Source organism: Flavobacterium frigoris PS1, assembly GCF_000252125.1.
Taxonomy (GTDB): Bacteria; Bacteroidota; Bacteroidia; order Flavobacteriales; family Flavobacteriaceae; genus Flavobacterium; species Flavobacterium frigoris_A.
This window is the reverse complement of sequence record NZ_AHKF01000018.1, coordinates 76,042-88,379: the sequence shown is the minus strand read 5'-3', so window position 1 is coordinate 88,379 and position 12,338 is coordinate 76,042. Positions and strand designations below refer to the sequence as shown.

Here is a 12,338-nt window from a genome sequence, read left to right as displayed (position 1 = left end):
TATATATTTTAAGAAACAAAGATACAAAAGTTCTGACATTCAAAGTTTACAAATTAAAAACCATGCTCCCTAATTAGCCCCGATGGAGCCGATATCCTTTGTGAGGAGCGAGCAAAGATAAAGGCGAGAGCGGGAACTATACCTCCAAATAAAACTTATTGATTCGCTCCTAACTTATTGGAAAAATCATTGAGAAACGATTACTTTTGAATGATATGAAAATTATACCAATACTCTTCTTCTTTTTTATAACGGCAAGCTATTCTCAAATTTCGGGCTGTACGGACCCGCTTTCGAAAAACTACAACTCACTGGCGACAAAAAATGACGGAAGTTGCAGCTATTTCAGAACAAGAATAAAACCTGATTTTTCCATTCAATTAAGCCCCGTTTTGAAAGAAACTTCGAGTTTGTTATTGTGGAATTCCCTTTTATGGACGGCTAACGACGATCGCGACACTACCCTTTACGGAATGGACACAACTGGAGTAATTCAAAAAAAGATTCCCCTACAAAAAATAGCCAACACCGATTGGGAAGAAATGGCGCAAGACAGTCTCTTTTTCTATATTGGAGATTTTGGAAATAATGTTTCTGGAAACAGAAAAGACCTTCATGTTTTAAGAATAGAAAAAGAATCGCTTTTAATGGATATCCAAAAAATAGACACTCTTTCCTTTTCGTATTCGGATCAGACTGATTTTAGAAAAGCAAAATCCAATACGACTAATTTTGACTGCGAAGCCTTTTTTGTTACAAATGACAGTATTTATTTGTTTACAAAACAATGGAAACGAAAAGGAACGGCTGTCTATGCATTGCCCAAAACTCCAGGGAATCATGTCGCCAATTTAAAAGAATCCTACAACGTAAAAGGGCTCATTACCGGAGCCACTTATGTTCCAAGTAAAAAAATCATTGTCTTAAGCGGCTATAGCAAAACCCTATCTCCGTTTATTTACCTTTTATACGATTACAATAAAAGCGGTTTCTTTACAGCCAATAAAAGAAAAATTAAAATTGCGCTGCCATTTCATCAAATCGAAGGTATAGCAACTCAAGATGGACTGAAATATTATCTTACAAATGAAAATTTTGTCAGAAAACCAATAATTAATACACCGCAACAGCTGCACAGCTTCGATCTAAGCCAATTTTTAAGTCGTTAACATCTCCGAAAATTCGCTCTAAAAAGACCAGATTCCGTTAAACAATTCGCTAATCGACTTTAATAGTTTACTTTCGCAAAAAATTTAGACTTGTGAATTACTTATCTGTTGAAAATATCTCCAAATCTTTTGGTGAAAGAACGCTTTTTGAAAACATTTCTTTTGGAATTAATAAAGACCAGAAAATCGCTTTTATTGCCAAAAATGGCTCTGGAAAAACGACTATCATGAGCATTATTAATGGTCTGGACGAACCTGATACGGGACAGGTCGTTTTAAGAAAAGGAATAAAAATGGCTTTCCTTTCTCAAAACAATAATTTGCAGGAAGAACTGACGATTGAAGAAAGCATATTCGCCTCAGACAATGAGACATTGAAAGTGATTGAAGCCTATGAAAAAGCATTAGAGAATCCAGAAGACGAAGAAGCTTACCAAAAAGCTTTTGACGGAATGGACCAGCATAATGCTTGGGATTTTGAAACCCAATACAAGCAAATTTTGTTCAAACTGAAGCTGGAAGACTTCAAGCTGAAAGTAAAAAACCTTTCGGGTGGACAGAAAAAACGTTTGTCACTCGCCATCATTTTGATCAACCGTCCTGATCTATTAATTCTGGATGAACCTACGAATCACTTGGATTTAGAGATGATTGAATGGCTGGAAACTTATTTTGCCAAAGAAAATATTACGTTGTTTATGGTGACGCACGACCGTTTCTTCTTAGAGCGCGTTTGTAACGAAATCATCGAATTAGACAACGGGAAATTATACCAATACAAAGGAAATTATTCTTATTATTTAGAAAAAAAAGAAGAGCGCATTGCCTCTGAAAACTCTAGTGTAGATAAAGCACAAAACCTTTTCGTAAAAGAATTAGAGTGGATGCGCCGTCAGCCAAAAGCGAGAACAACTAAGTCAAAATCGCGTCAGGATGACTTTTATGACATTAAAGAAAAAGCACAAAGTCGCCGTAAGGAGAACAAAGTGGAACTGGAAATTAATATGGAACGTATGGGAAGCAAGATTATTGAGCTTCACAAAATATCCAAAAAATTTAAGGACCATGTGATCATGGACAATTTCAGTTTTGATTTTCAACGTGGCGAGCGTATTGGAATAATTGGAAAAAATGGAACTGGAAAATCGACTTTTTTGAATTTATTGACCGGAACTCTTCCGCTTGATTCTGGAAAAGTAGTCATGGGTGAAACCATAAAAGTAGGTTACTATACTCAAAGCGGAATCAACCCAAAACCGGGACAGCGTGTTATCGATGTCATTAAGGAATACGGGGAATTCATTCCGTTGATGAAAGGAAAATTGATTTCAGCTTCACAATTGTTAGAACGTTTTCTTTTTGATTCTAAAAAACAATATGATTTTGTAGATCGCTTGAGCGGAGGAGAATTGAAACGTTTGTACCTGTGTACGGTTTTGATTCAGAACCCTAACTTCTTGATTCTGGATGAGCCAACTAATGATTTAGACATCGTAACCTTAAATGTTTTAGAAAGCTTCCTTTTAGACTATCCTGGATGTTTATTAGTAGTTTCTCACGACAGGTATTTCATGGATAAAATTGTAGATCACTTATTTATTTTTAGAGGTGATGGTGTGGTTGAAGATTTTCCAGGGAACTATTCTGACTTTAGAGCCTATGAAGATAGTGCTGATGTAGCGCAAAAAGAAGAAAACAAAGCAGAAAAAAAAGACTGGAAGCAAAATAACCCAACGGGGAACTTGACTTTCAATGAGCAAAAAGAATATCAAAAAATCGAGAGAGAAATCAAAGATTTAGAAGTTCAAAAAATTGCCATCGAACAATTGTTTTCTGACGGAAAAGTGGAAGAAAGCAAGGTTTTGAGCAAAGCCAAAGAACTTGAAAACCTGATCAAAAAGATGGAAAGTAAAGAAGAAAGATGGTTTGAACTATCAGCTAAGATGGAAGCATAAATTAGTTGTTTCACACTGCTTCATATAAAGTAGATTGCATATAATTAACCCCAATACTTTTAGCGGTAACGCTGGAAATATTGGGGTTTTGTTTTTACTCCTATTTTATTATCTTTTCTTGGCTGTGTCCCGCTTCCACTATCGTTGCGACGGGTCGGGTCATCTGCTGTATCTTTTATTCCACTTCATTACATAAGAAGATACCGCTCCCCTCACATAAAAACGATTAGATTTCCAAACAAAACAACTATAATGAAATCTAAAATATTTGTTTCACAAAGATTCGCAAAGTAAAAACCACAAAGCTTCACTAAATTTTCATTTCTTCTATTTCTTCACCTAAGCTTCGAGAATCTCTGCATAATAGAAAAAACACAAATTAAAAACTACAATAAAACATCATTAAATTAACAGCTATTTTGCTGATTTTAAATATTTTACACTTAAATTAGTACTACTAAAAAAGTTACTTCTTTACTAGATAGAACCACACAGCCAGAGCTGGGTTAAATTCTTTTTTAGATAGTTTTTGGATTTTGCATTTAAAAATGAAGTTGTTATGGAAACAAAAAAGAAAATTTTAGTTTTGGGTTGTAATTTTGCAGGACTTACAATATCTAGGTATGGAGTGCCTATCTTTGTTGTGAATAAATAATTAAGCCCATAAATAGTTTAGTTGAATTATGGGAAAAGTTTATGCAAAGGACTTCCCTTTGTAGATGATCATGGATTTGTGGTTACTGATTTATATATGAGAAATCCAAATTACCATGAAATTTTCGCTGTTGGTGATGCCGCTGCGGTTACCGTTCCCAAATTAGGTTCTTTAGGTCATATGGAATGTGAAATTGTATCAAAAGTTATTGCTAACGAAATTTCAGAGGGTGCAAAAAAAAATAGAACCTTAACTTCCAATGGTCGTTTGTTTTGGCGACATGGGAAATTATAAAGGATTTTATATGCATACAGACGAATGGTGGGGCAAAGATATCAGTATTTTAAAAATAGGCTATACCCCTTACCTTTTAAAAATGGGATTTAAAACAATGTACCAAACCTTAGGCGGTAGAGTGTCAAGTTGGGGAATGCCATTATCAGAACTAATTGGAGACCATACTGTAAGATAAATCCATTGTAAAAAGTCGATTCATAAAAAGCTTCCTTTGGCATAAAACACATAAATTTAAAATAAGCTTTTATGGCTACTAATTTTACTTGAAATAGGACAATGAATAGTATGATTTTTTTGGTATTGAAACAATAAATTAATTTCGAAAACACTTTTATTTTTTAATAAAACCTTTATTATCATGAAAAATTTAAGTTTGAGACACAAAGGTGATTTTAGCTATACTGCAGAATACCAACAGTTATATTTCTTGACACAGCATTGGAAATCAGATCTGGAATTCTATAACGGTGATTTACGATTCTTGCATTACCTTATTGAACAATATTTCGTTTGGTTTGCTAGTAAAGAGCACCTGGAAGAAATGAGAAATCTGGCGGTACGACTTTCTGAAATCGATGAAAAATGTGATGGCGTACTTGAGAAAACAGCGAAACACCTCAGCAATTTGTCAGAATTAATCGACGATCCTTTTAAGTATGATTCTCATAAATTCCGAACTGAGCATAAAGAGTTAGAAAATGAAATGGCGTCATTTGTCAAAAAGTTTCGCAAAATAAAAAAGGAAACTTTTGCCGTTTCCGAAAAAATAATCGAAAACGAAGTTAAAAGACTAATTTCTTAGGCTACTATAATTAGAGCAAAAAAACCGCAGCAGAAACAGATTCCGTTGTGTTTTTTTTTAATCCTAAAGTGTTTAGCCCGAAATAATACCATAATCTTCCAAAAGGAAATGCGAACCACAGTTTTTTAAATTCATAGTTTATTTTATACCCAAAAAACACAAGTAAACACAAGGATGTATAGTTCTTTGTCAATAGTTTGAATTTACGATCTGCATTATATATATAATTATAAAAAACCGAACCGTTAAACAACACTTAATAATTTGGTAAAACAGCAATACAAACAAACAAAGCTAAATTTATGTTTAATAGATTTACCTGATTATTTTATTAAAAAATAGTTTTTAAACCAACAAAAATGTTAAAAAAATTTACACTATCAGACCGATTGTTGTTTATCGCAGCTTTCCTCTCATTAATTTTCTCGGAAATTTTATACTTCCAAGGAAACAAAGAGCAAGCGATCTTTATTGGAATTTGGGTCCCTTCTATATTAGCATTTGGCATTTATTTAAAACTGATACAAAACAGCAAAGATGTCTGATTTAATCCCATATTTCGCAGCACTAATAACGGTATTGTTTGGTATAGGATTTGCACTTGCACTTCAGTCACCTAAAAAAGACAAAAACAGTTAATATTCTTCAGTGTACGCTTTAGCTACCTCTTAATTAGTTAACCTAAAGTCAAATTTTACTCTTGTCAAAAGTTTAAAGTTGATACCGATACTAAAACAGTATTCAAGAAATTGGAGTTTTAGACATAAAAGCAGAAAAAAAACCACAACAGATTTAGTTCGAGTTGTGGTTTTTAATTTTATAAACTTTATAGTTCTTACCAAGGAATAGGATTATAGTCTTTCAGGAATTTTCCGCACCAATGTTTTCCAGTATTGATGCCGTCAAATAAAGGGTCCATAACCCGTGCCGCACCATCAACAATATCAAGCGGCGGTTGAAAATCTTCCATTTCCTGTTTCTTTTTTGCCAGTTCTGCAGGATCTTCATCGGTTACCCAACCTGTATCAACTGCATTCATGAAAATTCCAGCTTTCGCCAATTCCCCTGCAGCAGTATGTGTAAGCATATTCAAAGCGGCTTTCGCCATATTAGTGTGTGGATGTCTAGCTTCTTTAAAAAAGCGATGGAACTTCCCTTCCATTGCCGAAACGTTTATAATGTGTTTTTGTCCCGTATTATCTTTCTTCATCACTTCCGATAGTCTGTTGCACAGCACAAAAGGAGCAACGGAATTCACCAACTGCACTTCAATCATTTCAGTCGTTTCTATTTGGCCTAATTTCAAACGCCAGCTGTTGGTTTTTCGTAAATCTACTTGCTGCAAGTCAGCATCGAGTTCGCCTTCTGGGAAAACTTCCGTCGCCACCAACGCATTATCAAAGGAATACGGAATCTGGGATAATTTGGCGGAAGCCCTTAAACCAATTCCAGGTTCAGGACCGTGCCAAGTCACCGGCATATTTTGATTAGAAGAAGCTCCAGAGGTCAATACTTTTAATTCATCCAAACAATTGGCGTGATCTAACAGTAATTCTTGTGCCTGTTTAGGCAAAGAGCTAATTGCTCGCTCTTCATTTTCCATCATGTGCGTATAGAAACCTGCAGGACGTCTTACTGTTTGTGCCGCATTATTAATAAGAATATCAAGTCGCTCGTATTTTTGCTCAATAAAATTGCAAAAAATCTCCACACTAGGAATGTGTCGTAAATCTAATCCGTGAATTTTCAGGCGATGTCCCCAATCCATAAAATCAGGTTCTTGCCCAAAACGCAATGCCGAGTCTACTGGAAAGCGTGTAGTTGCAATAACCGTCGCTCCACCGCGCAACAACATCAAGGTTATATGATATCCAATTTTAAGACGAGAGCCTGTAATAACGGCTACCTGCCCTTTTACATCAGCAGTTTGAAAACGTTTCGCATAATTAAAATCACCGCAATCCGTGCACATAGTATCGTAAAAGTGATGCATTTTAGTAAACTCCGTTTTACAGACGTAGCAATTTCTGGGAGTCTCTAATTCTTGTTGTTCTTTGAGAGCTAAATCGGACATAGCCAACAGTTTTGGTGCCATAAAAATACTGGCTTCACGTGCATGACGTATTCCGGTTTCCTTGCGGGCCGTACGATCACGCTTCTCCATTTTCCGTTTGGCAGCCACTTTCCCATCTTTCTTTCTGCGGGAAAGTTCATCACGATCTGGTCTTGAAAATTGACCTGCTGCTTTGATTAGCGCAGTTCTTTGTTCTTTTGGAATATCAAATATTTGATCGGTGTCCGTATTTAATTGCGAGAGAATTGCAATGCAACGGTTAATTTCTTCCGATGTGATTACTCCTTCATCTATTTGTTCTTCGTTCATCATCTTCTGAAATTGTATGGCTATTAATTTTTAGAGCGCAAATATAGTTTTTTTTGAAGTGACATAAATTTTTGAAGTGATAAGTATATTTAAACTTAAAAACTGAACGTACTATAAATCATAAACTTTGTACCTTTACCTTTTTTGAAGCTTAAAAAAATATGTTTTTCCAAATAAAATCGTACTTGAAGTTCCTTTGGCATTCTAAAAATGAGCATGCTGTTCATTCGCCTTTTGTGTTCACCTTGATTACCAAATGCTTTTATGACAAGAAGCCAAAACCAGAATATTCCATTTTAAAGGAATACAGAGATTTTCTTTTGCAAAATAAAAAAGCGATTAACGTTACTGATTTTGGTGCCGGATCAAAAGTTTTCAAATCAAATACAAGACAAATTACCCAAATAGCAAAAACAGCAGGGATTTCTCCCAAAAGAGCCAAATTGTTATTTAGAATCACTTCTTATTTTCAACCAGAATCAATATTAGAAATTGGGACTTCACTAGGACTGGCTACTGCCGCGCTATCCTTGGGAAATCCTAAATCACAAATAACTACGCTGGAAGGCTGTCTCGAAACTACCAAAGTCGCCCAAACTCAATTTGAGCAATTTAAATTCTCGAATATAAACTCTGTTGTAACGGAATTCAACCATTATTTGAGCGACCTTAAACTTTCGACTTTAAGCTTTCGACTCGTTTATTTCGACGGTAATCATTCAAAAAAAGCCACCTTAGGATACTTCGATTTATTGCTTCCGACCATCACTAACGAAACAGTTTGGATTTTCGATGACATCCATTGGTCGTCTGATATGGAAGAAGCTTGGGAAATGATAAAAAACCACCCGAAGGTTACCGTTAGCATTGATACTTTTCAATGGGGATTGGTTTTCTTCAGATATGAGCAGCAAAAAGAGCATTTTATAATCAGAGCATAAATTTATTTCTTCAAATTTTAAAACTACCTTATGGATATCAAACAAATTTTCGAAAACAATAGCAATTGGATTGCCAAACAACTTCAGATTGACGAAAATTATTTTGACAAACTAGCCAAAGGACAATCTCCTGAATTTCTATACATTGGCTGTTCTGATAGTCGCGTTTCTGCAGAGGAACTTATGGGATTGCAACCAGGAGACGTTTTTGTACACCGGAACATTGCGAATATGGTACCAAATACGGATCTCAATTCGATGTCAGTTATCAATTATGCGGTCATGCATCTTAAAGTAAATCATATTGTCGTTTGCGGTCACTATGGATGTGGAGGCGTAAAGGCAGCAATGCAACAATCTGATTTAGGAATTTTAAATCCCTGGCTCAGAAATATTCGTGATGTTTATCGAATTCACAGGAAAGAGCTTGACTCCATAACAAATGAAAAAGAAAAATATAACAGATTAGTTGAACTAAATGTCCAAGAGCAATGCATAAATGTCATTAAAACTGCCGAAGTTCAAAAAGCAAACAACGAACGTAATTTAAAAGTTTATGGATGGATTTTTGACATTCATACAGGAGAATTAATAGATCTAAAAATCAACTTTGATGCCATTTTGAAAGATACTATGGCGATTTATAAAATATCAAACTAGACTATATCCCTATTAATTTGCAGATCCGTTAATGAAATAAGAAATATATAGAACAAAAAAAATGACAGCCATTGCTGACTGTCATTTTAAATTCAAACTATTTAATTCTTATTTTTTAGCAGCTTCCATCTCTTCAGATTTAGCTCCCATTCTGTTCAGTGTATACATTGGAGCGAATTTTAATTTTAACGCAGCAATTTTTCTGTTATCTTCAGAAGTCAATCCTTCTTTTTCAACAGTGTTTTTTCTGCTATCCAATGCTTCGTACATTAATTTGATTTCATCCCAGTCTTCACGAGAATATGCATCTTTGTTATTTTCTACAGTATGTACAAACTGTTGGTAAACGTTATGGATATTAGCCGCGTTAACCCAGTCAAAATTCATGTCTTCGCCAATTTTCCCTTCACCAAACAATTCATTTCTCATTGCTTGTTTAGAACTTGGTTGTGCAGCCGCCATCTCAGCTTCCATTGCCGCTTTTAATGCTGCATATTTTGCTTTACTTGCTTCTACTTTTTCTTTTGCTTTCTCATCGTCTTTTAGATCTGACATCGCTGTTTCAGCTTGGCTGCTTTTCAATTCGTAAGTTGCTTCAATTGATTGCCAGTTCTCTTTAGCGTCTTCTGCCGGAACACTACTTACAGAATCCACATAAACAGTATAAGTGTCTATTGTTTTCTCTGCTTCTTTTTCCTTTTCACCTTGACATGATGTAAATCCTAAGGCAGTAACTGCCATTCCTAAAATAAAAATTCTATTTTTCATAATTATTGGTTTATTTATTATTATCAGACAAATGTACCATTCATTACGCATTTGTCAATATAAATGTGTGAATGTTATAATAAATTAAATAAATTGTGATAAAATTACCAATCGTATGTAAATTTTATAACAAACATACAAAATCTTATAAGACCTTATTTTGAAGTTTGCTGTATAGAAAACGGACATAATGCCAAAAAGCACAATCTTTGCATTGAAAGCAGGCCAAACCGAAAATCAAAAGACTGATATCTCAGTTATTATTGTAACGAAAATGTATTTCAAACAACTTATCTCTAATTCAAAAGTCTTTTGTACTTTTAAAATTCAAAAACTATAATTCATCAATTGAAAATACCAATGTCAAACCCATTAATAAAAATTGCCAATATCAAAAGAGATTTTGTTCTTGGAAACGAAATCGTTTATGTTCTCAAAGGAATTGACTTAGAAATAAATAAAGGCGAATACGTTGCCCTTATGGGACCTTCTGGATCAGGAAAATCAACTCTGATGAATCTTTTGGGTTGTTTAGACACACCTACATCTGGAACTTACATCCTTAATGGTAAAGACGTCAGTAAGATGAAAGATGATGAACTAGCAGAAATACGCAACAAAGAGATAGGCTTTGTTTTTCAAACTTTTAATTTGTTACCTCGCACCACAGCATTAGATAATGTAGCTTTACCAATGATATATGCCGGATATTCAAAATCCGAAAGGAGTGCTCGCGCCGCTGAAGTGCTTACACAAGTAAATCTTGAGGATAGAATGGATCATCAGCCCAACCAGCTTTCTGGTGGACAACGACAGCGTGTGGCTATCGCAAGAGCCTTGGTCAATAAACCTTCTATTATCTTAGCTGATGAACCTACAGGAAATTTGGACACTAAGACTTCCGTAGAAATCATGAAGCTTTTTAATGACATTCACGCGCATGGCAATACCGTTATATTAGTAACACATGAGGAGGAAATTGCTGCTTATGCCCACAGAATAATCCGTTTGCGTGACGGTATGGTAGAAAGCGACATCAGTAAATAACTTTTTTAGAGAGCCGCTATGGGCTATTTGCCAGTATCCCTATTCTTTTTAATAAAAAAGAATAGGGATACGCCACAGCTAATGTGCTTCATGAACATCCACTACCCAACTATTTAAAATACCAAAATAAAATATCCGAAAATGAAAATCGCTTTACTGACCTGCGAAAAGCTTCCCGAATTAACCAAATATGACCAACTATTAATTCCGGAATTAGCCAAAGTTAACATTACAGCCACGGCCGCGATTTGGGACGACAAAAATGTAGATTGGAACGATTTTGATTATTTGATTTTTCGCAATACCTGGGATTATTTTGAAAAAGAAGCTAAATTCAACGTTTGGCTAGATCACATCGACCAATTGGGAATTAAGACTCTCAATTCCATTGATATCATCAAAAAAAACAAACACAAGTTTTATTTACGCGAAATGGAAAATCAGGGTGTCAAAATCCTTCCCACCGTTTTTATAGATAAAACGAGCCAGCTTGACCTTCATAAAATAATGCCTTCTCATTGGAAAAAAGCCGTCATAAAACCAGCCTTTTCGGCAGGCTCCTATCAAACGGAAGTCTTTGAGTTAGCTGATATAGAAAAAATCAATACCGAGTACAAAAACATAGCTTCCCAAAAAGAACTGCTACTGCAAGAGTTTATGCCTGAAATTCAAACTTTGGGTGAAACTTCCTTTATCTTCGTTAATAAAAAGTTCTCGCATGCTGTCAATAAGAAACCAACAGCCGGAGATTTTAGAATTCAAGTCCAGTTTGGTGGTCAATATACTTTGGTGCAGCCAAACGTTGAGTTAATCGAAAAAGCACAACAAATTGTCAAAACTTTTACTGGAGACCTATTATACGCCAGAGTAGATGGCATCATAATAGAAAATGAACTACACCTTATGGAAGTGGAATGCATTGAACCTGATTTATATTTTAATCTAAGTGAAGGTTCGTTGAAACGTTTTGTTAGCGCAATAGTAGATTTAATAAAGTAAGTTTGCACAACTTTGACAAAATCCACGAATAAAAAAATAAAATCAAAATGAAAGTATATACTAAAACCGGAGATAAAGGGACTACCTCATTATTTGGCGGCACACGAGTTCCAAAAGACCATATTAGAATTGAGAGTTACGGAACTGTAGACGAATTGAATTCTTACATAGGACTTGTTCGCGATCAAGATATGAATACCCATTATAAAGACATCCTTGTAGAAATACAGGATCGTTTGTTTACAATTGGTGCTATACTTGCCACTCCGCCCGAAAAGGAAGTGCTGAAAAGCGGCGAACTTAGATTACAGAAATTAGGAATTATTGAGAGCGATATTGAATTATTGGAAAATGAAATCGACAGCATGGAAAACGAACTACCTCCAATGACTCATTTTGTTTTACCTGGCGGACACACAACAGTGTCATATTGTCATATTGCTCGCTGTGTTTGCCGTCGTGCCGAACGATTGGCGGTCCATTTAAACCATAATGAAGCTGTCGCTGAAAATGCGATCAAGTACTTGAACCGACTTTCTGACTATCTTTTTGTATTGGCACGAAAGTTGTCTCATGATTTGAAAGCCGAGGAAGTTCAATGGATTCCGCGCAAGTAACCAGTTAGCAGAAAAATAGTAAGCAGTGGCAAACTGAACACTAAA

12 protein-coding genes are annotated in these 12,338 nt (G+C 35.2%); 10 read left to right on the top strand and 2 right to left on the bottom strand.

Going from position 1 to position 12,338, the window contains the following annotated elements; genetic code table 11:
- Positions 1–215 precede the first annotated feature (215 nt).
- The 5 genes from HJ01_RS09115 (at position 216) to HJ01_RS09095 (ending at position 4,878) form a co-directional block, all read left to right on the top strand.
- Positions 216–1,169: a hypothetical protein gene (locus HJ01_RS09115; protein WP_007138089.1), complete on the top strand. Its 954-nt coding sequence runs from the start codon at positions 216–218 to the stop codon at positions 1,167–1,169.
- Between the two features lie 92 nt (positions 1,170–1,261).
- Positions 1,262–3,124: an ABC-F family ATP-binding cassette domain-containing protein gene (locus HJ01_RS09110; protein WP_007138088.1), complete on the top strand. Its 1,863-nt coding sequence runs from the start codon at positions 1,262–1,264 to the stop codon at positions 3,122–3,124.
- Positions 3,125–3,800: 676 nt separating this feature from the next.
- Entirely contained in the window at positions 3,801–4,073 is a 273-nt protein-coding gene (locus HJ01_RS09105; protein WP_007138086.1) for a hypothetical protein, read from the top strand.
- Between the two features lie 10 nt (positions 4,074–4,083).
- Positions 4,084–4,251, top strand: a complete 168-nt coding sequence (locus tag HJ01_RS17645) for a hypothetical protein (protein WP_007138085.1) — start codon at positions 4,084–4,086, stop codon at positions 4,249–4,251.
- Positions 4,252–4,434: 183 nt separating this feature from the next.
- A complete protein-coding gene (locus tag HJ01_RS09095) occupies positions 4,435–4,878 on the top strand; it encodes a hypothetical protein (RefSeq protein WP_007138084.1) in 444 nt (147 codons plus the stop codon).
- 835 nt (positions 4,879–5,713) lie between these two features.
- On the opposite strand, the gene HJ01_RS09085 is transcribed toward HJ01_RS09095, so the two are convergent.
- Positions 5,714–7,261 carry an SDR family oxidoreductase gene (locus tag HJ01_RS09085; protein ID WP_007138080.1) on the bottom strand — a complete coding sequence of 516 codons (1,548 nt, stop codon included), beginning with the start codon at positions 7,259–7,261 and terminating at the stop codon, positions 5,714–5,716.
- Between the two features lie 161 nt (positions 7,262–7,422).
- Here HJ01_RS09085 and HJ01_RS09080 point away from each other — a divergent pair, with 161 nt between their 5' ends.
- Positions 7,423–8,202, top strand: a complete 780-nt coding sequence (locus HJ01_RS09080; RefSeq protein ID WP_007138079.1) for an O-methyltransferase — start codon at positions 7,423–7,425, stop codon at positions 8,200–8,202.
- 30 nt (positions 8,203–8,232) lie between these two features.
- Positions 8,233–8,862 carry a carbonic anhydrase gene (locus HJ01_RS09075; protein WP_007138078.1) on the top strand — a complete coding sequence of 210 codons (630 nt, stop codon included), beginning with the start codon at positions 8,233–8,235 and terminating at the stop codon, positions 8,860–8,862.
- 108 nt (positions 8,863–8,970) lie between these two features.
- On the opposite strand, the gene HJ01_RS09070 is transcribed toward HJ01_RS09075, so the two are convergent.
- Positions 8,971–9,630, bottom strand: coding sequence for a DUF6565 domain-containing protein (locus HJ01_RS09070; protein ID WP_007138077.1), 660 nt, complete (start codon positions 9,628–9,630; stop codon positions 8,971–8,973).
- A 360-nt stretch (positions 9,631–9,990) separates the two neighbouring features.
- Between HJ01_RS09070 and HJ01_RS09065 the strand changes: the two genes are divergently transcribed.
- The 3 genes from HJ01_RS09065 (at position 9,991) to HJ01_RS09055 (ending at position 12,293) form a co-directional block, all read left to right on the top strand.
- A complete protein-coding gene (locus tag HJ01_RS09065) occupies positions 9,991–10,677 on the top strand; it encodes an ABC transporter ATP-binding protein (protein ID WP_007138075.1) in 687 nt (228 codons plus the stop codon).
- Positions 10,678–10,818: 141 nt separating this feature from the next.
- On the top strand, positions 10,819–11,676 hold the full coding sequence (locus HJ01_RS09060; protein WP_007138074.1) for a RimK family alpha-L-glutamate ligase: 858 nt from the start codon (positions 10,819–10,821) through the stop codon (positions 11,674–11,676).
- Between the two features lie 47 nt (positions 11,677–11,723).
- Positions 11,724–12,293, top strand: coding sequence for a cob(I)yrinic acid a,c-diamide adenosyltransferase (locus tag HJ01_RS09055; protein WP_007138073.1), 570 nt, complete (start codon positions 11,724–11,726; stop codon positions 12,291–12,293).
- The last annotated feature ends 45 nt before the right edge of the window (positions 12,294–12,338 follow it).